This window comes from Aureibacillus halotolerans (assembly GCF_004363045.1).
Classification (GTDB): domain Bacteria; phylum Bacillota; class Bacilli; order Bacillales; family DSM-28697; genus Aureibacillus; species Aureibacillus halotolerans.
Genome location: NZ_SNYJ01000005.1, coordinates 96,436 through 120,558 on the forward strand (window position 1 = coordinate 96,436; position 24,123 = coordinate 120,558).

The 24,123-nt window shown below is 46.5% G+C and carries 20 protein-coding genes; 16 read left to right on the forward strand and 4 right to left on the reverse strand.

Annotated elements, in window-relative coordinates:
* Window positions 1-80: 80 nt before the first annotated feature.
* The 5 genes from EV213_RS07785 (at window position 81) to EV213_RS07805 (ending at window position 4,277) form a co-directional block, all read left to right on the forward strand.
* Complete coding sequence (locus EV213_RS07785; RefSeq protein WP_133579953.1) at window positions 81-338, forward strand: hypothetical protein; 258 nt, start codon at window positions 81-83, stop codon at window positions 336-338.
* 18 nt (window positions 339-356) lie between these two features.
* Entirely contained in the window at window positions 357-758 is a 402-nt protein-coding gene (locus tag EV213_RS21310) for a GNAT family N-acetyltransferase (protein ID WP_133579954.1), read from the forward strand.
* 88 nt (window positions 759-846) lie between these two features.
* On the forward strand, window positions 847-2,448 hold the full coding sequence (locus EV213_RS07795) for an AraC family transcriptional regulator (RefSeq protein WP_166639209.1): 1,602 nt from the start codon (window positions 847-849) through the stop codon (window positions 2,446-2,448).
* Window positions 2,449-2,553: 105 nt separating this feature from the next.
* Window positions 2,554-3,510, forward strand: coding sequence for an ABC transporter substrate-binding protein (locus tag EV213_RS07800; protein ID WP_133579956.1), 957 nt, complete (start codon window positions 2,554-2,556; stop codon window positions 3,508-3,510).
* Complete coding sequence (locus tag EV213_RS07805; RefSeq protein ID WP_133579957.1) at window positions 3,507-4,277, forward strand: hypothetical protein; 771 nt, start codon at window positions 3,507-3,509, stop codon at window positions 4,275-4,277. The genes EV213_RS07800 and EV213_RS07805 overlap by 4 nt, the downstream gene beginning before the upstream one ends.
* Window positions 4,278-4,405: 128 nt before the next feature.
* On the opposite strand, the gene EV213_RS07810 is transcribed toward EV213_RS07805, so the two are convergent.
* Entirely contained in the window at window positions 4,406-4,756 is a 351-nt protein-coding gene (locus EV213_RS07810; RefSeq protein ID WP_133579958.1) for a hypothetical protein, read from the reverse strand.
* Between the two features lie 486 nt (window positions 4,757-5,242).
* The gene (locus EV213_RS07815; protein WP_133579959.1) at window positions 5,243-6,124 is read right to left on the reverse strand and encodes a helix-turn-helix transcriptional regulator; all 882 of its coding nucleotides are present in this window, start codon (window positions 6,122-6,124) and stop codon (window positions 5,243-5,245) included.
* Between the two features lie 830 nt (window positions 6,125-6,954).
* Here EV213_RS07815 and EV213_RS07820 point away from each other — a divergent pair.
* A complete protein-coding gene (locus EV213_RS07820) occupies window positions 6,955-8,445 on the forward strand; it encodes an Msr family ABC-F type ribosomal protection protein (protein WP_133579960.1) in 1,491 nt (496 codons plus the stop codon).
* 69 nt (window positions 8,446-8,514) lie between these two features.
* Here EV213_RS07820 and EV213_RS07825 read toward each other — a convergent pair whose 3' ends face one another.
* Window positions 8,515-10,056 (reverse strand): methyl-accepting chemotaxis protein, encoded by a 1,542-nt coding sequence (locus tag EV213_RS07825; protein ID WP_133579961.1) that lies wholly within the window; start codon window positions 10,054-10,056, stop codon window positions 8,515-8,517.
* A 166-nt stretch (window positions 10,057-10,222) separates the two neighbouring features.
* Between EV213_RS07825 and EV213_RS07830 the strand changes: the two genes are divergently transcribed.
* Genes EV213_RS07830 through EV213_RS07840 form a run of 3 tightly spaced genes read left to right on the forward strand, consistent with a single transcriptional unit; the run spans window position 10,223 to window position 13,513 of the window.
* On the forward strand, window positions 10,223-11,236 hold the full coding sequence (locus EV213_RS07830) for a Gfo/Idh/MocA family protein (RefSeq protein WP_133579962.1): 1,014 nt from the start codon (window positions 10,223-10,225) through the stop codon (window positions 11,234-11,236).
* 33 nt (window positions 11,237-11,269) lie between these two features.
* Entirely contained in the window at window positions 11,270-12,079 is an 810-nt protein-coding gene (locus EV213_RS07835) for a sugar phosphate isomerase/epimerase family protein (protein WP_133579963.1), read from the forward strand.
* Between the two features lie 33 nt (window positions 12,080-12,112).
* Window positions 12,113-13,513: a sulfatase family protein gene (locus tag EV213_RS07840; RefSeq protein ID WP_133579964.1), complete on the forward strand. Its 1,401-nt coding sequence runs from the start codon at window positions 12,113-12,115 to the stop codon at window positions 13,511-13,513.
* 229 nt (window positions 13,514-13,742) lie between these two features.
* Here the strand turns inward: EV213_RS07840 and EV213_RS07845 are convergent, their stop codons facing one another.
* Window positions 13,743-14,579, reverse strand: a complete 837-nt coding sequence (locus EV213_RS07845) for a phytanoyl-CoA dioxygenase family protein (protein ID WP_133579965.1) — start codon at window positions 14,577-14,579, stop codon at window positions 13,743-13,745.
* A 125-nt stretch (window positions 14,580-14,704) separates the two neighbouring features.
* Between EV213_RS07845 and EV213_RS07850 the strand changes: the two genes are divergently transcribed.
* The 7 genes from EV213_RS07850 (at window position 14,705) to EV213_RS07880 (ending at window position 24,105) form a co-directional block, all read left to right on the forward strand.
* Window positions 14,705-15,604, forward strand: coding sequence for an AraC family transcriptional regulator (locus EV213_RS07850; protein WP_166639210.1), 900 nt, complete (start codon window positions 14,705-14,707; stop codon window positions 15,602-15,604).
* Window positions 15,605-16,148: 544 nt separating this feature from the next.
* On the forward strand, window positions 16,149-17,180 hold the full coding sequence (locus EV213_RS07855; RefSeq protein ID WP_208112727.1) for a Gfo/Idh/MocA family protein: 1,032 nt from the start codon (window positions 16,149-16,151) through the stop codon (window positions 17,178-17,180).
* Window positions 17,181-17,215: 35 nt separating this feature from the next.
* Entirely contained in the window at window positions 17,216-18,610 is a 1,395-nt protein-coding gene (locus EV213_RS07860; protein WP_166639211.1) for a sulfatase family protein, read from the forward strand.
* 35 nt (window positions 18,611-18,645) lie between these two features.
* Complete coding sequence (locus EV213_RS07865; protein ID WP_166639212.1) at window positions 18,646-19,554, forward strand: AraC family transcriptional regulator; 909 nt, start codon at window positions 18,646-18,648, stop codon at window positions 19,552-19,554.
* Window positions 19,555-19,909: 355 nt separating this feature from the next.
* Entirely contained in the window at window positions 19,910-21,886 is a 1,977-nt protein-coding gene (locus tag EV213_RS07870) for an ABC transporter substrate-binding protein (RefSeq protein ID WP_133579969.1), read from the forward strand.
* Window positions 21,887-21,967: 81 nt separating this feature from the next.
* Window positions 21,968-22,966: an ABC transporter permease gene (locus EV213_RS07875; protein WP_133579970.1), complete on the forward strand. Its 999-nt coding sequence runs from the start codon at window positions 21,968-21,970 to the stop codon at window positions 22,964-22,966.
* Window positions 22,963-24,105, forward strand: coding sequence for an ABC transporter permease (locus EV213_RS07880; RefSeq protein WP_133579971.1), 1,143 nt, complete (start codon window positions 22,963-22,965; stop codon window positions 24,103-24,105). Before EV213_RS07875 ends, EV213_RS07880 begins: the two co-directional genes overlap by 4 nt.
* The last annotated feature ends 18 nt before the right edge of the window (window positions 24,106-24,123 follow it).

Here is a 24,123-nt window from a genome sequence, read left to right on the forward strand (position 1 = left end):
AGGCTAAAAATGGCCTAAGATTCGTGCCCCTTCGTTATAGACATAGTGTTGGATTTGAGGCCGGAGAAAGGAGATGGCGAATGCACACCTCACTAAAACTTATGGAAATACATGTGAATGTGTTATTCAAACAGGTGAAAAACCGCTTGGTGTCCGCCAATGGACCTGAGGGTGACGATGCCCCGCTGCTCTTTCTTGGTCAGACAAGTGAAGGAAGGGTTTTACGTTTCCATCAGCATTTGGAAGGTCGCCAAGTTGAGAAGGTGAAAGCGTTTCTTGACGATAGTCATTCCCCCTTGAATGTAGCTGAGTTTGTTCGATTGGTTAAAGGGAGTTAGCCTCTTTCTCAGTTATGGTTGGGTCCTGCGTATCGTTTTCCACAGGAGATTCGTCAACCTGCTCATGACACTGTTCTAGTTAACACGGATAATGCCCAGCTGCTAGAACAGCATTTCTCATCGTTCATCCCCGACCTTGCCCAAAGACAGCCTTGCGCCGCCGTTGTTCAAAATGACCAGGCCGTCGCTGTGTGCTTTTGCGCACGAACCAACGATGAGGCGAGTGAAGCGGGCTTGGAAACGCATATTGATTTTCGAGGGCGCGGCTTCGGACAAGCTGTAGTTCTAGCTTGGGCCTTGGCAGTTCGTAAGCGTGGCAGGAGCCCGCTCTATAGTACAAGCTGGGACAACATAGCCTCACAAGCCCTCGCAAAGAAATTGGGACTGGTTCAGTATGGTACAGTTCTTCATTTTCGGTGAAGGTGAGCATTCAGCGTTCTGTTTGACCAAATCGATACGTTACTTCCACATGAAAAACAGCTAGACTAGACGAAAGGAGGGGATGGCGTTGGGGTCAAGAGAGAGAATGGAGCATCTTTATGTTCCCGCTTTGCGCATGGTTAGCTTTCAGAGTAATCAAGTTAAGCACTGGAAGCGGAAAGACTTGTGCAAAAACGCGATTATCCTCGTTCGAGATAGTCAGGCGGAGCTGACGATAAATGGAATGATGGAGTATGCACAGCCGGGTGCAGTATATTTCTTTCCGGCAGGCACGACGGTTGAGTGCCAGACGCCTGGAGGCAAGCATACTGCATTAACGTTGGTATTGTTCACTTGCTTGCAATTATCTAGACCGGACAAAGCATGGACCGCATTGGAGGCACGATTTTCGGTGTGCGGACGTCTCGATTTAGATGATTCGGCAGGGGAGAGCTCCATATCCAGCGCGATTCAGCACTTGTTCTCGTTTAAAGGAACGGACAATCGTGTCGAGCTGCGGCATGCTCTGCACAATGTATTGATGGCGATGCGGACCTCCTCCCAATCACAACAAGATCTTGGGCAAAGGGACATCGGGATGCGCACGGCACTGGTTTATATGGAGGCAAATTACACGCGTGAGCTTAAGCTAAGTCAACTAGCGGCAATGGCGGGTCTAAGTGAGAATCACTTCATCCGCATCTTTAAGCGACAAACGGGTCTGACACCGATGGTCTACATGACCAAATTGCGCATGCGGAGGGCGAAGGAACTGCTCTTCGGTGAAGTCAAAATCAAAACGATCGCTCAGCAAGTTGGCTACCAAGACGAGCATTATTTCAGCCGTATTTTCAAAAAAGCGGAAGGTGTCGCGCCGACCATGTATTTGAAGCAGGGCGCCCCGCGACTTGCAGCAATGTATTACGGGTTGGACGACTGCCTGCTGACACTCGGACTCAGACCGGTAGCTGCCTTGTCCTACCGCGAGCGGGTGACGGGAAGTTCCGGCCTATCGATAGATCAGAACCAACGTCAAGAAGGGTGTGTACAATTGGTCGCCTCGAAACTCGACTACGACGAGCTAAAAGGCGCACGTCCGGACCTCATCTTGACTAGCGATCGTCTGGAGGTGGACGAAGCCACGACCCGAATCGCCTCGACGATACGAATCCCGTACTCCAACGATCAAGGACAACTGCTCAACAACCTCGGCGAACTGTTCGGCAAGAAGGAGCAAGCCGCTTCCTGGAACCAACGGTACGAAACGCTCAAGCATACGTATCAAACGAAGTTGCGTGAGCGTCTAGGACACGCGACCGTATGCTTTATTCGTGTGGGGCCGACTTTTTATCGGGTGTATGGGCAACACAACCAAACCGGGTCGCTACTGTATGGAGACCTAGGGCTTACACAGTCTGGACTGTATCCGTCCAGCGAGTGGGCGCTTGATCTTCCTCTTGATGATCTGTCTCATTATGCGGCAGATTATCTGCTGCTCGCCGTAGATCCAACCGATGCTGCTCGGCAGCGTCTGCGCGAATTGCTTCAATCTGAACAATGGAAGTCGATGGCGGCAGTGCGCCAAGGGCGAGTGTATGATACGAGCGACCTGCTGTTTAAAACGTTGGGGCCTTCTGGTAAATTGTGGGCGATGGAGCGTGTTGGCGGTCTCTTGCTGGCCGCAAAGTGATAATGTCCATGGAACTGGAGTGATCGTGTCCATTGGCAAGAGGTGTTTCCCATTATACTATTGATAATGATTATTATTGTTAATAAGATAAGGGAGCGAAAGCGCATGAAACTAGCACAACTTGCAGCGGCAAGCTTTCTCTTGTTGTTGACCGCCTGTGGCAGCGCAGGAGAGCCTCCGGTTGCAACCGAAGGGCAATCCGGAGATAGTGTGACCCAGACGGTTGAGCATTTGAAGGGCACGAGCGAGATTCCAGAGGATATTGAACGCATTGTGGTCTTGTCGGCCGCCTATGCTGACCATTTGTTAACGATCGGAGAAAAGCCGGTTGGAATAAACGTCGAGGCACGCTATGGTGGTGATTATTTGCCGTATTTAGCGGACGGACTGAGTGGGGTACAAACGGTCGGTTCAGCAAGCGCCCCAAATCTGGAGGCTATTCTGGCACTAGATCCTGAGGTCATTGTTGTCGAAAGTCGGACGGCAGAGGAAATGTACGGGCAGCTGGAAAAGATCGCCCCAACGATTGTGCTTGGCAACGAGTGGCTGGACTATGGGGATGATACGACGTTTTGGACGCAGGATTTGCTAGCGATCGCAGACATGTACGACAAAACGGAGGCAGCAGAGGAAGCCATTTCGGCTCTTGACGAAAAAGTGGCAGCAGCAAACGAAAAAATCGTTGCACTGGAAGGCAGAAAGTTGGCCTATCTGCGTGTCCGTGAGAAGCTCCTACAAGTCTATGCGCAAAAAGGGCATCCGACCAATACGCTACTCTATCACGATCTCGGCTTTGAGCCTGGGAATGTGACGCCTGATGAACAGCGGATCGATCTGTCGATGGAAATTGTGCCAGAGATGGATGCGGATTATATTGCAATGGAAGTCGATCCAAATGGGAGAGAGTACTTGGAAAGCATGAACGAAAGTGAACTGTGGAATGAAGTCTCTGCTGTTCAGAACGATCAAGTGTACGAAACAGATTCGTTTTGGTTGTTCAAAGGATGGGGAGCCATCGGGCGCGGTGAGATTGTCGATGACGTGCTACAGATGGTCGAATGACGGCCACCGTATGTCCTGAATCAATGGATCTTGAAGCATTGCTACGACAAACCTTTGTCACGGAACTGCGCAAGGAAGGAATTTCTTTGCGCCCCTCTTATCGCGTTTCAGACCTTCTCGACTCTGTAACGTTGCGCACTTTAATCGAACTGCAACGCATCGAGCTTGGCGATCCGGATGATGTTGTCATCGGAACGATGTTTGCCAAGCGTTATTCTGTCTATATGATGGCCGGAGCGGCGGCGTTCAGTTTGTACGACACGCCGCTTTCCTTGCGCCACGATAACGTAGCCATTTATCCGAGCTCCGGAGCGACAATGCACTACGAAACCGAGCTTGCGGACGTCAGCGGGACGACGCTGCAAGATGCAGACCGTAGGGAGTCGTTTCCTGCGTATATTACGCAAATGGAAGAACATCTTGCGCCGCTTTTTGCAGTCGTATCAGCGGAGACAGGCGCCCATTCTACAGTCCTGTGGTCACTGGTAGCCCACAACATTCAGTCGATGTACCTTCGCCTGACTGATCCGGCGCAGACCAGCCTCTCTGAAAAGCGCCGGCAGCAAATAGTTGCGGATCAATCAGACTTGCTCGACTCCAGGGACCAAACCAAGCTGGGTATCAAGCTTCGCCGGTTTGTGCCTCAGGAAGGCCATGCAATGCTTTTGCGCAAGCATTGCTGTCTTGCTTTTAAGACGAGACAGAGTGGAATCGGGCATGGCTATTGCTCCACTTGCCCGAGGCAGTCAAAGCGTTCGAGAAAATAGAGCTTCACGATAGCCCACCAGCAGCCTTCTTGGCAGGGCTGTTTTTTTAATTGCTTAGGAAAATCTAATGAAAGAGGGCAAAAAACAGTCAACGATTGGTCGCTGACTGTTAGAGGAAAAAACTCTAATTAATTTTCGTTTTTATGTTCTGCCACAAACGCTTTTTTTAGGATGAAAACATCTGTGTCTGTTTGAGCGGTTTGTTTCGTAAGAGTGTTCAATTGTTCAGTGTTTGATGCGACCATTTGTGTAAGTGTATCTACCCTTGATTCAAGACTGTGCATCCCTATTTCTATGTTGTCAATCCTTGATTCAAGGTTATCCATTCTAGACTCAAGCCCGTCCATTCTTGTTTCCAGTCTATCCATTCTTGTTTCAATGGTAGACAGACGCTCATCAATTTTAATGACGGCTGCTTGTGTGTTGTCTGTAGTGACTTTAATATCGTGGAGCAAAGAGAATATTTTTTGTTCGTCCATACGATCACACTCCTTGTTTGCTTATTATAGCATGGTTTGGGCGAAGGAAGAGGCTTACTTATAGTAAGGAAAATGCGTGCAAAAACGAATTTGTTGTGGGCAATCTTTTGATGGAAATCGAAAGAGAAGCATGTGAGCAGAGGGTATTTATTGTGGAAGAATTCGTTTTACGAAAAGCTCTACAAGAGAGACTAACTTGCCAAATGTGTTAGAATTATGGCTATTAGCGTACAGTTTTTTAATGTATTATCGGTCCATAACATCTCCCTTCATGAATTTTTTATCAATTCTAATTATACACCAGCTATACTAATTTACAATATGGAAAATAAAGCGCACAGTTGTTAGAAACGTAGAGATGAACAAATGAACTGCACCAGTAAATAAAAAGCCCGATGCGACGATTTTAAGGCACGGACTTTTTTGAATTACCTATGAAAGATTCGGTATTAGAAGATAAATAGAGCCTTTTTTTCTTTACGATGTTCACTCTTCGAATGATAGGTTTTGTGGAGTATGGTTGAGCTCATTTTCCATGTTCATACTTGTTGTTGGTACAGTAGGGCTAACCTCTTCAAAGCGAAGACTATCAAGCCATACATGCCCTTGGCCAGTAAGCAATAAGCCAAAATTAATAGAAGCACTGTCGTCGGGAACATCCAGAACAATGGCGTACAAGTTCCACGGCTGACTCCCAACAAGCTTGCGATTGTACATATTGTCAAATTGAATAACATCCCCTGCAAGGTTGTCTACCCTCATCCAGAGTCCACAAAAATGCTGTACCTCCTCTGTTTTGATAAAGGCGGACAGACGTATTCTTTTGCCGATATACTCCTTCGCGTGGAAGCTTTGCATTAGTGTGCCAAAGGAATTTTCAGAATCAACGGTAACTGATCGGAGAAAGGCGGATTTGTTTCCTTGATGAACGTTTTTCTCATCAATACCAATCTCGTATTGATCGGGATGACTTCCGCTAAGAATCCAGTGTTTGATTGGGGAAGTAGATTGCATGTGTAACTCTCCTTTTGGTTTAGGTTGTTGTGTTTTGAACATTGTCCGGTAACGCCCTGGTGGCAGTTGGTAGACCTTTTTAAATGCCCGTGAAAATGCTTCCTGACTATCATAGTGTGCGTCGTAAGCAATATCGAGAATTGGTGCTGACGTATGGAGCAATAGCTGTGAAGCATACACAAGCCGTCTTTGCGTCAAATACGACGTCACACTGAGCCCAACCTCTGCTTGGAATTTCCGATGGAAATGATAGGGGGAATAGCCGACCTCCTTCGCGACATCCTCAGACGTAATATCATGTTGTAAGTGATGTTCAATATACTGAATGCTTTTCTGGACAAAGGTTGAATTCATTTCCCATCGCTCCTTCCACCATTAGTGTAATAGAATTAAAATGCGTTTTTTTGATTTATTTTGCGGTTCTAAAGAAGCTAATGTCAAAATGATCCACATCGTTATGTGTAATAAATGATAGGATCAATAGTAATAGGGGCTAGTCCTATTAATGTATACTTTGCTTACAATAGCATTAGAAAAGAGGCAGACTTTCTATGATGAAAATACCTGTTTGGATCAAAGTGATATTGATCATACTTGCTTTAGTTATTCTAGGGTTTTCAGTATTCATAACTGTTTTTCAAAACCCGGTACTTAATTAGGTCGACATACATGAAGTATCCAGAGTCAATGCTGTCTACTCCCATTGACAATAACGAATAGACCAGATACACTTCAAGGTAATCTAAGGAAAAGGAGGATGGTGAAAAGATGCATTCAGTCAGATTGCGTTTCCTCACTTTGAACTCGTAATTTCATACGTTCAAAGGCTCTGCTTGTGTGCAGAGGAAACGGGATCAGTCTGTTCTTTTCAACATTCTTATCGGATATAAAGAAAGACGGGTCAGGCTGATGAAAAACGCTCGTTTTCGTCGTTGCTTCACTTTGGTTGGTGCTCTTTGCCCTGTTGGCAATTTCGCACCTCTCAAGGCGTTGCGCTTCGAAAGCTAAGTGTTTTCATTCAGTCTGATTTTTTTCATTGCGGTCTTTCTTTTTGGTCTTTTGGGTGGCTTTTACTCTTTTTAGAGTAGGCTTCTTTCGTGTAAAGAAGATTGGACCCCCGTTTGCTCTTGAACACAGGTAGATCGCCTGTGTTTTTTATTTTGAGAAAAACGGGAGGTTGACCAATGGACGCATTATGTTTAGAGCTTGATCAAATAAAGGTCCGTTATTTGGATCGCGTTGTTTTGGACATTCAAAATATCAAGGTGCACCAATTTGATCGCATCGGCGTTGTGGGCAAAAATGGTGGCGGCAAAAGTACTCTATTGAAGGTGATGAGAGGCGAGAAGTTACCTGACCAGGGGCAGGTGCATCGTCATGCCGAGGTCGGCTACTTTACACAAACGGAGATTTCTGAAGAAGAAAGCATTGATGGGGAGCTTCTCAGTCGCCTTGCCGTGCCAAAGCATACGATTCAAGAACTGAGTGGTGGCGAGCAAACGAAGCTAAAGCTGGCGCAACTCTTCTCCACTTATTATGAAGGACTGCTGATTGATGAGCCAACGACACATTTGGATGCTGCGGGAATTGATTTTTTGATAGAAGAGCTGCGCTATTATTACGGAGCATTGGTGCTCGTCAGTCACGACCGGCATGTGCTTGATCAACTGGTGACAAAAATTTGGGAGGTCGATGGTGGTCGTGTGACAGAATACACGGGAAATTATTCTGATTACCTTGGTCAAAAGGCATTGCAAAGGGAACAGCAGCAAGCGCAACATGAACAGTATGTCAAAGACAAGCAACGTCTCATGCAGGCAGCAGAGAAGAAAATGAACAAGGCGGAAAAAATCACACAGGCTAGCCAGCAAATGTCCAAAAAAGAGACGAAGGCAAAAGCCAATCGAATGTTTATGACGAAATCAAAGGACACAAGCCAAAAGGCGATGCAAAAGGCAGCCAAGGCAATTGAAAAGCGCGTGGATCAGCTCGATGCTGTTGATGCGCCAGAGGATAATCGACCGATTCATTTTCATGTATCACCAGCCTTGCGACTGCACAATAAATTTCCCATCATGGCGAACGAGCTGACGTTGGTTAAGGGGGAAAAGATGCTGTTGCAAGGTGCGCGGTTTCAATTTCCAGTAGGCAAGGTTATTGCCATTGAGGGACAAAATGGCTCCGGCAAAACAACGCTACTGGAACATATATTAGAGGACGGCGAAGGCATTGAACTGTCTCCGAAAGTCGCTTTCGGACATTACGCACAGCTAGCTTATCAGTTCCCAAAGAAGGAGACAGTACAGACGTATATGAAGGAGCGGAGTGATGAGGAAGAAGGTAAAATTCGAGCCGTTTTGCACGCGATGGACATCACGGGCAACGATCTTAAGAAAAACGTACAAGACCTAAGTGGCGGTGAACGAATTCGCCTGTTGCTCTGTCAGTTGTTTTTAGGGCGCTACAATATTCTGGTGCTTGATGAACCAACCAATTTTCTCGATGTTGCTTGCATAGAAGCGTTGGAGCAGTTTCTAGCCGCTTATGAAGGAACCGTATTGCTTGTCTCCCACGACCGAACATTTATTGAACGTGTTGCTGACGTCGTCTATCGAATAGAGGACCAGCAAGTTCGGCAGGCGTCATTCGATGAAATTTCTCAGGAAAAGACATGACAGAATCACCAATCAACCCCGCTGTGCCTCTGAATCTTTCCAGAGCGCAGCGGGGTTTTTCGTTTCTTACTAGCGATCCTCTTTGAGGGCAGCTATGATTGCTTCGAGCTCGTGAGCCAGCGTGTGGAGGTTGCCTGCTGACGCTGAGATTTGATCAATGGTTTCCTGTTGCAATGACGAAACATTAACCATGTTTGCCGCTTGGCTTTGAATGTGTTGGGCAATGCGACTCACTTCAGAGACGGAAGATGCTGCCTCGTGTGAACCAGAGGCAAGGCTTTGGGCTGCGGCTGCGTTTGTTTTCATTTGTTCGTCCACTTCGCTTGCGGTGGCAAGAATCTGATCGAAGGCAGTCCCTGCTTTCTGTATCGAAATCAGCTGGTCGTTCGTGTCTTCATTGGCTTGGCGCATACGGTCCATTGTTTCTTTTGTGTCTTTCGTAATGTCTTGAATGCGACCAGCAATTTGATTCACGGCTTCGCTCGACTGTTCGGCAAGCTGTCGTACCTCTGCTGCAACGATGGCAAAACCGCGCCCTTTTTCACCAGCTGCCGTTGCTTCGATGGAGGCATTTAATGCGAGTAGATTGGTCCGGCCGGCAATGTCCTTAATGACAAGCAGCATGTCATCAATCGTACGAATGCGTTCAGTTAACGTTTGAAATGAAGAATACGAGGCGTTCACAGAGGCATGCGTGTTTTGAAAGCCAGCGATGTACGATTTCATCGAATGGGCGCCTGCTTCGGCCAGCTTAGAGGTTTCGTCGGATTGCTTAGAGATTGTTTCCGATGCGACTGCCATTTGTGACATGCCCACGTTCATTTCCTCCATGACGCCGGCGTGCGTCTGTGATCGGCTCCATTGTTTCTCCGAGCCATCTGCAACATTCTTAATCGCCATGTCAATTGTTCTCGCTGCGTCTGCTGACTCAGCTGCCTTGCTATGTACTTTATTTGCCTCAGCCAACGTTTGCTGTGATGTGGCTGTGATGCGACTCACAATCGTATCGATAATGGCTCCGCGCTGTTGTTGCTGCTCTCTCTTCATATGTTCTCGCATTTTATGATTCGAATACATTTGCCAGCTCGTCGCTCCAGAAGTGAATACCAGAAACAACGCATGAATGAGAAGCATATCAAACGAATAATGATGGGACCCAAACACGAGCTCTGGAATGAGGAAAAAGCCTAATAGATGCTGTGCAGCAAACAGAGTCGTCATCGTCATCACGAGAGGAATACGGCCGTAAAAGGAGACCATCGCTACCACCATAAAGATGGAAAAGTGAAATTCGACGCGTCCACTGCCCCCTGCGATAAGGGAAATGCTGCTGAAGGTAAGAACCAATGTATTTAGCAACGGAATCCATCTGTTTGTAGGAGAGAATACGTGCACCAGCCATGCAAGAATGAACAAGATGATGGGAAGTATGAGCAATCCATTTAGAGCAAGACCAAAGTCAGCTTCAATGGCGCTGGTCGTTAGCGCCTCATCACCATGCATATGTGTATCAAACAAATGCATCCAACGACCAAGCAAATGTACAACAATAGAGAGAACTGTTGTAAATAGAGCGAGTAGGAGCATGATTTTGTTTTGTTGCTGAACCAAGTCGTTTCCACCTTTTTATCGAATGTATCGGTCATTCTCTTGGAAACGTTTAGGATTTTACAAAAAAGGATTGACGCATTTGACCAATCGAATGGCGTAATCGGCAATGAATGTAAGCGCTTTATTATGAGAACATTGAGGCAAATATGACACTGGAGGGATTCCAATGACGTTACGAGTAGCTGTCGTAGGTGTTGGGAACATTGGTAGCATTCATGCAGGAGTGTATCACGCGAATGAGAAAACAGAGCTGGTTGCTGTGTGTGACATTGACCGAGAAAAGGCAGATGCCGCGGCCGCTAAATTTGGGGCGAAGGCATTTTACAGTGTGGAGGAATTGCTGGCAAGTGGTCTTCAATTGGACGGATGCAGTGTCGCAACGAAAGGAAAAGAAAACGGCAGCGAGCATTTTGCACCAACGATGCAGCTGTTGAAGGCGGGCATCCCGGTGCTTGGTGAAAAACCGATCTCCAATACGATTCCAGAGGGCGAACAGATGGTGGCGCTCGCTGAAGAGAAGAAAGTGCCATACGCCATCAATCTCAACCACCGCTTTACCCCTGCTGCTGAAAGAGCGAAGGAATGGATTGAACAAGACCGACTTGGACAGCTTCATATGATCAATATGAGAATGTGGATCAACAATCCGGTAGAGTCCTCACCGTGGTTTCATTTGCGTGCGTTGCATCCACATTCCTTTGACGTCATTCGTTATTTTGCTGGCGATGTCAAAAAAGTAGCGGCCTTTATGATGAAGGGGGAAGGACGCTCCATCTGGTCGAATACACAGGTGCTGCTCGAGTTTGAGAATGGCATGATTGGCAACCTGGTCGGAAGCTATGATGCGGGCGGAAGCTATGGTCTGGAGCGCTGTGAGGTGGTCGGGTCGAAGGGACGTTTTGTCCTTGATGATGCCTGTGAACAGCTGACCTTCACACCGCGGCACGCGATCGAAACAGAAACGCATAACTACCTCGGTGGGATGCGGTCATTCAATGAAACCTTTAACAGTCGCATTAGCGCCTGGATTGAACAGCTTCATGAAGGCATTCCATATGATCAAATTGATGGCTCTGGAAAAGACGCCCTCCAGGCACAGCGTATTATTGAAGCGTGCATCACTTCGTGGGAAACCAATACCATTGTAGAACTGACCAATGAAACGTCGTCTGTCCAATAGCATTCTAATCAACGAAAAGGAGCGGATGTAGACATGAAGCTAGGCGTAAATTCGGTATTATACGGAGGGTTTGATTTTGCGACGGCGGCCAAACACATCGCCCTCGCAGGGTATGATGGGGTCGAGATATCGGCCATTAAAGGCATGTGTGAGCATTTAGAGCTTGACCGCTGGAAGGCGCAAGCCACCGAATTAAAAGAAATTGTCGATGCAAACGGCCTAGAATTTCTCTCAATGGAGGTGGCTTCTCTCGATGAAGAACGTCTCCTCCACGCTTTCGAGGCAGGGGCTGAAATAGGGATTCCTGTCATTAATGTTGGTCCCGGAGGCAAATCGGGGAGTGAAGAGGATTATCAACAACAGATTGCAAAGCTTCGGAGCATGGCTGAAAAGGCTGAGGCGTATGGCGTAACACTTTGTGTGAAGGCACATCTCGGGCAAGTGATTGATAATACGACAATGACTCTTCGTGCGTTGGAGGACATCCAATCACCGGCCTTTGGCATTGATATGGACCCTAGCCACATTTTTCGCGCTGGTGAAGAGCCGGAGAAGGAGCTTTTGCCTGTACTGAAACGTATGAAGCATATTCACATTCGTGACTGTCGAGGTCGTCAATCTGGTCCTGGAGAGCCGGCAAACCAAGCCTGTGGACGTGGCGATATTCAACTATATGACTATTGTAAAGCGCTCGTGCAGGGCAACTATAACGGTCCCGTTTGTCTAGAGGTCATCGGTGCGAACAAGCTCGACCTTCCAGCCGTTCAAACAATTGCTGCTGAAAGCTACGGGTATCTTAATGCGACCTTCCAAGCGCTTTATCGTCAAACGGCAAAGGTATAACCTAATTCATCGACAAAAGGAGGTAATGATGCGATGACGAAAAAACCAAACGTGTTGTTGCTTGGCATTGATAGCTTGCGAAGTGACCATATGAGCTTATACGGGTATGAGCGTTTAACGACGCCACATATCGATCAATTTGCAAAAAAAGCGACGGTTTTTGAAAAACACTACAGCCCGAGCATTCCGACGACGCCAGGTTATGCGTCAATGCTTACGGGCATGGACTGCTTTGGCACCGATGTTGTTGCCCTCCGGCATAAGGGGCCATTAGGGGCACATGTTAAAACCTTGCCTGAGCTGCTTGGGGAGCAAGGGTATAATACGACATGCATCGGTTTTTCAGGCAATCCGTCGTCCCGCGGCTTCCAAACTTACCTTGACTTTGAAGGTTGGGCGGCAGACGAAACGGGGAGAAGCCCAAAAGCGGAAAACCTAAACGACGTAGCGTTGCCAGAGCTGGAGCGACTTGCGGAAGAGGATAAGCCGTTTTTCTTGTTTCTGCGCCATATGGACCCTCATTCGCCGTATCTGCCGCCGCGTCCATTTGAACGGATGTTTTATGGAGGAGATGAACTTGATCCGCTGAATGAATCAATGAAGGATATCTATCAATTCAAGCCCTTTGTTGATTATTTTGTGACATGGTTTCCAGAAGGTTGTACAGATGCCGCGTATATTGATGCGCAATATGATGGTGCGGTGGCCTATATGGACGCAAGCATCCAGACAATTTTTGAGAAGGTGGAGGCCCTTGGGATTGAGGAAGAAACGCTGATTATTCTTACCTCAGATCATGGGGAGACTTTAAATGAGCACGAGTGTTATTACGACCATCATGGCTTATACGACAGCAATCTTCACATTCCTCTCATCCTTCGCTATCCTGGAAAAACGCCTGAAGGACAGCGGCATACGGATGTCACACAAATCAAGGATATCATGCCAACGATTCTAGAATTGCTTGGCATAGACAGTGGCATTTCATTTGACGGGCAGAGTCTTGTGCCGTTGATGAACGGTGAGGCAAGTGACTTCCCATCTGAGTTTTACCTGACAGAGGCGACGTGGATGCGCAAACACGGCTGGCGCACGCCAGAATGGAAGCTGATTCGTGCCTTGGAGCCTGACATTCATTTCAAACCAGAGGTTGAGCTGTATGATTTGGTGAATGATCCTGAGGAAACGAGCAACGTGGCAGAAACGCAGCCTGACATCGTTAAGGAGCTAACGAACAAGCTAGAAAGCCATATTGAACAGCGGGAGCGGCAAACGGAACGAACAAATCCAATGCATACGAACCTCGATTGGCACGGGCAAGGGGGCGGTCCATTTGCCTCCTCTCAGCAAGCGTATGATGCGATGCATATCGGTTCACCAAAAGCAGCAGCAACCCTTCAGGCAAAACTGAAGAAAGAATTGGAAGAAAAATGAGACCAACGAGCTTAAAGAGATAAAAACGTTATACGGAGGTTGGAGCAAGGGGAATCAAGGCAGACTTCGATGTGTTTGGGTAAGCGGCGAAAGTGAAAGCATTGCAGAACAAATTGATCGACCTGAGTTGAAAAAATAGGCCCTATGTTAAGTGATCGTCCTTAATCTATCTTAATGGAGATCCAAGGAAACAGTTAGAGGTGAGCTGTACGGCCCACCTCTCTCTTCCTTATCCGTTTTGAACCACTGTGGCATTGCGCTCAAAGACCACTGGGAAGGTATCGCCAATCAAGCGTTCTTCTGCTTGCACTTCAATAAACGCCTCCATTGGATGCTGGCCAGTCGGCTCATAACGTGTGTGTCCAGGCATATAATGAACCGCGATGGCTCGCCGTTTTCTCTCAGATCGATTGTCATGACTCCCGTGCCATGTCATGCAATGATGATAGCCAACATGCCCTTTTTTAATTTCAAACGGGACTGCTTCAATGCTCGCATGATCAGGCAATAGCTCAGGTTTACGGTGAACGGGCTTGAAATCGTCTGTGCTCGTTAAAAATTTGTCATGGTTTCCCCATGTATGGCTCTCGGGGACCATCCACATGGCGCCATTATCGATGGTGGCGTCATCTAGCGCCACCCAGGCACTAACAAGGTCAGCGGGTTGAATGATAGGCCAGGCGGGGTGATCTTGGTGCCATCTTGTAGGCCCACCGGTCACTGGTGGTTTGTATTGGATTTGATCATGCCAAATGCGAAGCGTGTTTGTACGTGCAAGCTGAGCGACCTCCTCACACATTTTTGCGTTTGCGGCATGGTTTAAGAAGGCGTCGCTAGCCATCCAAATGTTCACAATTTGCACGACTTTTTTGCTTTGTTCCATGTTCATGTCGAGCTCGCTTCCTTCGAGCATGTTGCGGTTTAATACAGGCTTTTTCACGGATTGGCCTGACATCACAAGATCAAGTTCATGACGCAGCTGTTCTACCTGTTCATCATCAAGCACTTGCCCTCCTTTAACAAAGCCATTTTTGTGGAATGAGGCGACCTGTTCATTGGTTAACATTCGGACCATTCCTTTCAGATTGGGATAAAACCTTTTGACCACAATTCAAGGATACGACTGATTGGAAACGCTGTCTTTACAGAATGTATAAAAAGAATTGTACTTTTCAAAGAATGGAGATTCTTATGGATGAGTACACACCGTCCGAGGTTTTTCTGGGTCCATTAACAACCATCTGCCCAACTGTGAATTACGCAAACCAGATGACGGTTCCCGCTGGCACAATATGGGGACCAAGGATCATTCCAGATTGCCAGCTTTTGTATGTTCTTTCTGGCCAGACCACTGTTCGACTTGGTCCGCAAAAGTACACTCTGCGTGCAGGCAATACTATTTTCTATGGGGCAGACAGCCCGCACCACATTGAAGCAACGCACACGGATGCGTCATCCTTTGTTAGCCTTCATTTCGACTGGGATTGTCCTTCGTTTGACCCGGTTCATCCAGGGGATGGAATTTGTGAATGTCCTGAATCTGCTTTGGACCAGCATCCAAAAGCCTATGTTGTAGACCTTTATGATAGTGGGAAGATGGCATTTCCTCACGTTATTGAAATGCCAGGTCTAGAGTCGCTGTTTATCCAAATTGCACGAGAATTTATGTTCGGAAGAATTGGGTATGAGGTAATCGTTCGAGGCATGCTATCGCAGCTACTCGCCATCATTCTTCGCTATCAAGCAAATGAGGGACGTTCCCCGGAGGCGCATAGAAAAATAGCCCCTGCGCTAGAAGCAGTGAAAAGACAGCTGCATTCAAGCTGGGATGCTAAGGAGCTGGCGTCCTTATGTGGCTATCATCCAGCGTACTTTGCAACATTGTTCAAGGAAGCGACAGGGCAGTCACCGAAAAATTACTTGATTCAGGAACGCATTCGCAAAGCAAAGCTACTCCTTCTTGACCCAGGAAGCATTGAATCTGTAGCAGAGCAGTTAGGCTACACAAGCCTGCATTATTTCTGCCGGAATTTTAAAGAAGTGACTGGGCAAACGCCGTCGCAATTTAGGAAAGAAAGCATTTCGCTCTAGGCCAATGAAGGCGTCCAGTGCATTTTGGCTAATGCCCTTTCTACTCCCTTAGTTGGTCATGGTCGACATTGAACCAACAAAGTCTCTCTCATTTCATTCGTTCTTTACACTAACCAAAAGCGGTAACTAGTGAGACTCCAACGGTAATGAAAACACGACGAGGTCTTTATGCGCTAGGGTGCACGGGCTCCGTCAACATACTTCGCTTTCAGTGGGGCAGGCTTCAGCTTCCTCGGAAAGCAGGCTTTCCGAGGGGATCTTCAGCTCGCGCTGATCCCACTAGAGTCTACGTATGTTGACTACGCTGATGTTTGTTTCTGCATAAATTGTTTTTATTGCGTCTCGGTCTCTCTCGTATAGAGGGTAAAAGCTGTGTTGCAACCAAATAAGGCAAGTAAGTGCAATGTTTCAAGGTAGATCACTTGGTGCCTTTTACACGAATGTCGATTGGTAAAGGAATCTTGTGCGAAAACAAGAACCATAACCCATCCTGAATAAAATAATATCTAAGTTACCTGATGGGGCACTAGGGAGAACAAACTTATTGAAAAGGACTGATGGTATGCAGAAGGTCGCTGTTGTTGGCGTCAATCATATTGGTCGAATTCATTGTAAAGTGTATGATCAAAACCCTGATTGTCAGCTTGTTGCTGTTTGCGACCTTGATCAGGCTGTCGCGGATCGAGTCGCCGCTGAGTTTCAAGTGAAGGCGTATACGGATGTGGCGATCATGTTTCAGCAGGAAGATGTAAATCTTATTAGTGTTGCAACTGCGGGTGAGGAAAATGGCAGCCATCATTACCAGCCAGTGATGGAGGCCCTTCATGCCGGAAAGCATGTCTTTGTTGAAAAGCCAATATCCAATAACATTCATGAAGCTAAAGAGATGGTGGCGTTGGCAGAAGAAAAAAACGTTTACCTTGCCTGCGACTTAAATCACCGTTTTGTGCCAGCCGCCTATACGGCCAAGGACTGGATCAAACGCGGGGAAATCGGCGATATTTTATTCGTCAATATGAAGCTGATGATCCGTAACCAGAAGGAGAGCAGCCCTTGGCTTCAGCTTCGTGCCCTTCATCCACATTCGCTGGATGTAATGCGCTATTTTGCTGGCGATGTGAAGCGCGTGCAAGCGTTCATGCTGAAAGCGCCAGGACGAGACATCTGGTCGACCGCCTCGATTCACGTCGAGTTCCGTTCGGGAGCGATCGGTCACTTAACGGGAAGCTACGACATGTCAATGCGCCATCCGATTGAACAATGCGAAGTGGGAGGAACAAAGGGGAGGTTTGTCCTCGACAATATTTACGAACACCTTCATTTGTATCCTCACGAGAAGGATGAAGCTACTGTTGTGCGGAACTCGATCATGAATGGGGTGAGCGGATTTGAAGAAACGTTCAAGCGCCGCATTGATTGTTTTATCCAAGAAATGACGGACGGCATTGCGCCAAGTGATATTGAGGCCTCAGGGGCAGATGCTCTTGCCGTGCAATTGGTCATTGAGGCAGCGATCCGTTCTCATCAAGAAGGCGGCAAGGTCATCGACGTCTCGTACGATGCATCTTATCGATAAACAAAACCGCCAATCATTGCCAAGGAGGGTTACCATTGAAAACGATCTTTATTTCATTGGATACGCTGCGTGCTGACCGCCTCGGTTGTTACGGGTATCCACTTCCAACGAGCCCTTATATGGATCAAATCGCTTCACAAGGTGTGTTGTTTGAACAGGCCTTTGCGGCTGATATTCCGACAGAGGTTGCGCATACGGGAATTTTCACGGGAAAGGTAGGGCTGACGACAGGGGTCGTCGCGCATGGCTCGGACGCTAGCTTCTTACCAAAATCTGTGCCGTGGTTACCAACGCTGCTTCGCAAAGCAGGCTATACGACGGCAGCTGTGGACAATTTATACCATTTGAAGGAATGGTTTGCACGTGGCTATCGCTACTATATCAACACCATTGGTGATACGAGGTGGATTGATGGTCGTACGATCAATGATCTTGCTTTGCCATGGATAGAGCAGCATGTTGAGGAGGATTTCTTTTTGTTTTTGCATTACTGGGATCCGCACACGCCTTATTTACCCCCAAAGCAACATACGGGGGCTTTTTACGACCAAAGAAGAGATCCCTACGACCGCAAGCATCAAAGCATGGAGGCGGCATATAATCATCGTGCGTACCCCTTTTTTAAACACCATCACTATGATTTGCTTGGTCCTGTCACGGATGCGGCGTACGTAAACGCACTGTATGACGCTGAAATTCGGTACCTTGATGGGTTGCTGGAAGAACTGGATCAGCATTTAGATCGTCTAGGAATTAAGGACGACACGCTTCTTGTCTTGTTTGGGGATCATGGTGAAAGCCTCACTGAGCATGACATCTATTGGGACCATTGCGGTCTTTATGAAACAACAGTGCGTGTGCCAATGATCCTAAGGTGGCCAGGGCAAATTCCTCAAGGACGCAGAGTGCCTGGTCTCGTTCAACAGGTGGACCTTATGCCGACGCTACTGCAGGCATTCAATTTGGATGCGCCTGTCGGAATGGATGGAAAAAGCTTATGGCCTGCGATTCAAGGGAAGACAGATGGGACACATGATACAGTGTTCTTGAGTGAATGCGCGTGGCAAGCTGCTCGAGGCATTCGCACTAGCACCCATAAGTATATTCATACCTATGATTCGGGACCTTTCGTACGTCCTACCCGTGAGCTGTACGATCTTAGGAACGACCCGGGGGAAGACGTTAATCTTGCAGCGTCGCAATCTGCGCTTGCCGATCAGTTCGAGCAGGAATTACAACAGTGGGTGGAGAAGAAACTGTTAGGAAAAACGGATCCGATGAAGGAGATTTATCAAAAGCAAGGGCTGCCCTTTCGACGAAGAATTGAAGCCATCCTCAATCAGGTGGGACTCACTTGGGAAGAGTGGCTTGAAAACCCAGATAAGGAACGATTCGACCGCTTGCACAATCAAGCGATGACACGCCAGTAAGTGTAAGGCTGACCATACACATGGAGGTGCGGTACGTGAGCATTTTAACGAGCAATGAACACTTGGACCAAAAAAGCTTTCCGTTTTCTATCCGCAAGGTGTTGCACGCTCAGGACAATGCACCTCCTGTTCATGGTCATGATTTTGTGGAGCTGATTTATGTCATTTACGGTGAGGCCAAGCACTTTTTTGAAGGTCAGCTGAACAGGCTTTGTGCTGGGGATGTGTTTATCATTAATCCTGGTGAGGTTCATACATACCATATCGAAAAAGGAAAACAAATTGAAATCGTCAATTGTTTGTTTCTTCCTGAGCTCATCCAGGACACTTGGTTAAAAGCCCTTGGCATCACACAATCAATGGACTACTTTTATGTACACCCCTTCTTAAAACCAACCGAACGCTTCCATCATTGTCTTAATCTTCGCGGCAAGGCATCGACGCATGTGCTCCATTTGCTTGAAGGGATGCACAGTGAATACGAAGCACAGCAATCTGGTTACTCCACCTTGATTCGTTTAAAACTAGTCGAACTCCTCATTTGTTTATCACGCTATTATACCGATATGACCGAAAATGCAAAGCCCTCTCCATATGAACACGACCGCCAAATGCTAATCAGACGGATGTGTGGATTTTTGGACCGCCATCACGACCAGAAAATCACGACGACGACACTAGCAGAGTTATTTAATGTAAGCACGCGACAGCTTGGCCGTGTGTTTAAAGAAGAAACGGGCATGACCATCGTGGAGATGATTCACAGCATTCGCATTGAGAAAGCCAAGTACTTGCTTGATCAAACGGACGATAAGGTGATTCACATTGCCAATAAAGTCGGCTATGAGGATCAGGCTTTTTTCAGTCGGCTTTTTCGCCGGCTTGTTGGCGTTTCACCGGGAAAGTATCGTGCGCAAGGTGTGGATGGGATGGGTCAAGAGTAATAGTCAGAAACAGAACCAATGATTAGTTTGATCATTGGCTTAGTTGGAAATCGTTAAAGTTGTACTTTTGCTCAAAAAAGTTGCACAAACAAAAGAAGAAATATTTAAAACTTAAGAAATATTGACTCAATTAAAGACGGAAGATAAAATCAATAGAACAACAGTGAGCAAATTGATCATATTGTTCTTTCAAACTGTCGATGGCAATGACTTCAATGTACAACAAACCAGATTGCTATTAACGTGCCTAGTTTCAAGAGGCGATGACTATGCTCATGGTTACCTCAGTAAATCTCACTGTCGTCTGCTTTTCGTTTATTTCAGTTTCGACTAGTAAGCCATATGGAGGTGTGGGATGAAGTCAACGTTATTTTTTGTAAGGGTTCAGTGCGTCCTCCTTGTTGTTTTGTTGGCATTGTCAGCATGTAGTAAGGCCGAAGAAACCAATAGCAACAGGTCGGAGGTAAACAACGAGCAAGAAATATCTGAAAAATCTGTCGAAGAAGTGTTTGCGAAAGATTTTCCAACGCCCGAACGCAGTAATTATCTACAAAGTCCGACGGTAGAAAAAATGGATTTACCGCCAGTGCAACAACGGCTACCTGATAATCCTAAAATCACGAATGAGATGACGGAAACGATGCTTGACTATCAAATAGGAAATTACGGTGGAACATTAAATACGGTCACAGGCTCAGTGAATTGGGATGCTGACGTCTTTGTGATGAATGTCGAGCCATTGCTGAACACGCCAGGCATTTTAGGGGAAGAGATCACTGGAAATGTTTTGGAAGGGTATGAGGTTACCCCGGATCAAAAAACGTTTACCTTTCATTTAAGAAAAGGATTGAAATGGTCAGATGGTGAACCAGTTACGATGGAAGATGTACGCTTTGCGGTTGAGGATGTGCTGTTTAATGAAGAACTTATGCCGACATTTCCATCATGGCTGAGAGCGTCAGGGAAAGCGTCAGGAGAGCCGATGTCTTTCAATGTTATTGACGAGGAAAGCTTTACAATTTCCTTTACTGAACCTTATGGTGGCTTTCCAATGCGCCTTGCGATCGAAGGTTGGAGAAACTATCACGACTTTATTAAGCCTGCCCATTATTTAAAGCCCTTTCATAAAACGTATGCCGACCCTGAAGCGTTAACAGCTGCTATTGAAGAAGCGGATTTTGAAACGGATGAAAATGGCTGGATCAACCTGTTTAATAAAAAGGATGTCATTAGCAATGAAATGGCTCATCCTGAAGCGGTTGGTTTCCCTGTCCTCTACCCTTGGACACTAGTAGAAAACAATAAGACAACGATGCTTTTTCAGCGAAATCCATATTATTTTAAAGTCGATGTCGCTGGGAAACAACTTCCGTACATTGACGAAATCCGCAGTGAGTACGTTCAAGACATGGAAATCATTAACCTGAAGGTGCTATCAGGGGAGGTTGATTTTGCCCGTGAAGCCACCGCCTTAAACAAAATGGCTTTGTACAAAAAAGGGGAAGAAAATGGAGGGTATCAAGCAGGATTGTATGATATGCACATTACTCCAACCGATTTTTTCCTTAATATGACGTATGAGGATCCAACGTGGCGTGAAGTTGTTCGCGATGAACGCTTTAGAGAAGCACTCAACTTGGCTCTAAATAAAGAAGAAATCATCGACACGATGTATTACGGATTGACAGAAACTTCAGATTTTATCTCCGATGAATTCAATGTTCAGAAAGCCAATCAATTGCTTGATGACATGGGGATGAAAATGGGCACTGATGGGTATAGAAAAGCCCCTAATGGTGAAGATTTTTCCATTCCGTTTGTCGTGCAGGATGCTGCTCCAGACATTGTTCCTTTGACACAAATCATCGTACAGCAATGGGAGGCTTTAGGGCTAAATGTCTCCATGAGGACGATAGATGGTGCTCTCTGGGGAACACGTAATGCAGCGAATGAGCTACAAGCGACAATGATCTGGACACATACACCGTTGTGGTATATGGCTGACTGGGGCGTTGAGTTCTGGGGACCCCTCTGGGAATCATGGTGGCTGACAAATGGGGCAGAAGGTGAAGAACCTCCTGATGATGTAAAGGAATTTTATCAGCTTCTTGATAAGCTTTATACAACGCCAACAGAACAGGCGGGTACAGAGGTGTTTGCGCAAATTCGTGAAGAAATGGGGGATCACCTATGGTATTTCACCCCAATACAAAATGTGAAACAGCCGTTAATTTTCTCGAAAAATTTAAGGAACTTGGCGGAGGAAGGCTACGCCATTGGTCTAAACTTCAGTGGTGAACAATTTTTCTTTGCTGACCCTTCAAAAGAATAGAGTCACTAAAATCATCGCTTTTATGTAAGCGTTATCAAAAAAGAAGATTCATGGACTATTTTTGGTGAGGGGGGAGATAAGATGTTGAGTTTCATTGGACACCGGCTACTGCAGCTTATTCCATTATTGATTGCGATCTCAATCATCATCTTTGTCATTATTCAATTGCCACCAGGCGATTATCTGACGACCTATATTCAGGAGCTGGAGCTGTCTGGAACCGCTGTTTCTGAAGGAACCGTTCAAGCTCTTCAAAAACAGTATGGACTGGATCAGCCGATGTATCAGCAATATTTAATTTGGATAAAGAACATTCTCCTTGAGGGGGATTTTGGCAGGTCGTTTCAGTGGAATCAACCGGTCTCGGAAATCATTGGTGAACGACTTGCATTAACGATTCTAATATCGATTTTGTCTCTCATTTTCGTCTGGATCATCGCCATTCCCATTGGCATTTACTCCTCTGTCCGTCAATATTCTTTGTTCGATTATATCTTTACTTTCGTAGGATATATTGGGTTGGCGGTTCCGAGCTTTTTAATTGCACTACTGATTGTGTATTTTGTGTTTACAAACACAGGCGTCGCCATTACTGGATTGTTTAGCCCTGAATATATCGGTGAGCCATGGAGTTGGGAGAAATTCGGCAGTATGTTACAGCGAATTTGGGTTCCAGTTGTCATCGTAGGCATGTCAGGGACGGCTGGATTGATTCGTGTGACGAGAGCGATGATGCTGGATGAATTAAATAAGCAATATGTCGTTACAGCAAGAGCGAAGGGTGTAGAGGAAAAAAAGCTTTTGTTTAAATATCCAGTCCGGGTCGCCATTAACCCCTTAATTAGTACCATTGGGTGGACGCTACCGGCACTCATTTCAGGGGAAGCGATTGTCTCCATCGTGTTGAATCTGCCGACAACAGGCCCGATATTGCTTAATGCATTAATGAATCAGGATATGTACTTAGCAGGAAGTTTTCTTCTGATTTTAAGCGTCTTAACGATTATTGGAACATTGATCTCCGATATTTTGCTGGCGATGTTAGATCCTCGCATCAGATTTGGGGGGTTAGACGAATGAAGCCAGTGGTGGATCATGAAAAACCTACTGTCATTCCTCAGGAAAAAGGTGTCGAAGCCTACGAATTGGCCTCGCAATGGAAGCTTATGTGGTGGAGGTTCCGAAAACACCACCTCGCCATCATCGCCGCACCAATACTGATTCTTTTGCTGCTCATTACAGCCTTTTGTGGCTTTTTAGGACCTCATCTTCCGAAGGACCGCTTTGTAGATTATAAAAATGCCCCGCCTCAGCAGATTCATTTTGTCGACGCCGACGGGAATTTTAGTTTACGTCCATTTGTCTATGATTTGGAGCTGGAAGTGGATGCAGGTTCATATTTAAGAACTTATCGTGAGGTGACCTCTCAAAAGCATGAGTTATCGCTTTTTGTTGAAGGTAAACCCTATCAGTTTTGGGGATTGTTTGAGACGAACATCCATTTCCTTGGACTGGAGGACCCGAGTGCACCTTTCTTCATTCTTGGAACAGATGAGTTGGGCAGGGATTTGTTCACACGTATTCTCTATGGGACACGAATATCGATTTCCTTTGCATTTGCCGGCATTCTCTTAACGCTTGTTTTCGGTTTGCTGCTCGGAGGCATCTCAGGGTACTTCGGAGGGATCACCGATACCATCATTCAGAGGATCATTGATTTGTTACTATGTCTACCTACCATTCCATTATGGATGGCTCTATCCGCATCATTGCCAAAGGATTGGACGCCAACGCAAATCTATTTTGGTATGGTCTTGATCTTCTCCATGGTCGGCTGGACAGGGCTGGCTCGTGTAGTGAGAGGGAAAATTCTATCACTCCGAGAAGAGGATTTCACAATGGCCGCTAGACTTGCAGGTGCCAGCCACTTACGCATCATTACCAAGCATTTGCTGCCGTCCTTCGCAAGCTACATCATTATCAACATCACCATTTCTATCCCTGCTTTAATTTTAGGGGAAACGGCATTAAGCTTTTTAGGTCTTGGCTTACAAGCACCTGCCGTTAGCTGGGGTGTACTCTTGGAGGATGCACAGCACTTGGAAAGTATCGCGTTCCATCCATGGCTGCTTTGGCCAGCAGCATTTGTTGTCGTCACTGTGCTCGTATTTAATTTCTTAGGCGATGGGTTGCGAGATGCTGCAGATCCATACAAATAAGATGGGGGTTGGAGAAAG

Excerpts from the sequence above, each read along its gene's own strand:
- EV213_RS07785 (WP_133579953.1), top strand. The coding sequence starts at position 81 with ATGCACACCTCACTAAAACTTATGGAAATACATGTGAATGTGTTATTC.
- EV213_RS07800 (WP_133579956.1), top strand. The coding sequence starts at position 2,554 with ATGAAACTAGCACAACTTGCAGCGGCAAGCTTTCTCTTGTTGTTGACC.
- EV213_RS07805 (WP_133579957.1), top strand. The coding sequence starts at position 3,507 with ATGACGGCCACCGTATGTCCTGAATCAATGGATCTTGAAGCATTGCTA.
- EV213_RS07810 (WP_133579958.1), bottom strand. The coding sequence starts at position 4,756 with ATGGACGAACAAAAAATATTCTCTTTGCTCCACGATATTAAAGTCACT.
- EV213_RS07815 (WP_133579959.1), bottom strand. The coding sequence starts at position 6,124 with ATGAATTCAACCTTTGTCCAGAAAAGCATTCAGTATATTGAACATCAC.
- EV213_RS07820 (WP_133579960.1), top strand. The coding sequence starts at position 6,955 with ATGGACGCATTATGTTTAGAGCTTGATCAAATAAAGGTCCGTTATTTG.
- EV213_RS07830 (WP_133579962.1), top strand. The coding sequence starts at position 10,223 with ATGACGTTACGAGTAGCTGTCGTAGGTGTTGGGAACATTGGTAGCATT.
- EV213_RS07835 (WP_133579963.1), top strand. The coding sequence starts at position 11,270 with ATGAAGCTAGGCGTAAATTCGGTATTATACGGAGGGTTTGATTTTGCG.
- EV213_RS07840 (WP_133579964.1), top strand. The coding sequence starts at position 12,113 with ATGACGAAAAAACCAAACGTGTTGTTGCTTGGCATTGATAGCTTGCGA.
- EV213_RS07845 (WP_133579965.1), bottom strand. The coding sequence starts at position 14,579 with ATGTTAACCAATGAACAGGTCGCCTCATTCCACAAAAATGGCTTTGTT.
- EV213_RS07850 (WP_166639210.1), top strand. The coding sequence starts at position 14,705 with ATGGATGAGTACACACCGTCCGAGGTTTTTCTGGGTCCATTAACAACC.
- EV213_RS07870 (WP_133579969.1), top strand. The coding sequence starts at position 19,910 with ATGAAGTCAACGTTATTTTTTGTAAGGGTTCAGTGCGTCCTCCTTGTT.
- EV213_RS07875 (WP_133579970.1), top strand. The coding sequence starts at position 21,968 with ATGTTGAGTTTCATTGGACACCGGCTACTGCAGCTTATTCCATTATTG.
- EV213_RS07880 (WP_133579971.1), top strand. The coding sequence starts at position 22,963 with ATGAAGCCAGTGGTGGATCATGAAAAACCTACTGTCATTCCTCAGGAA.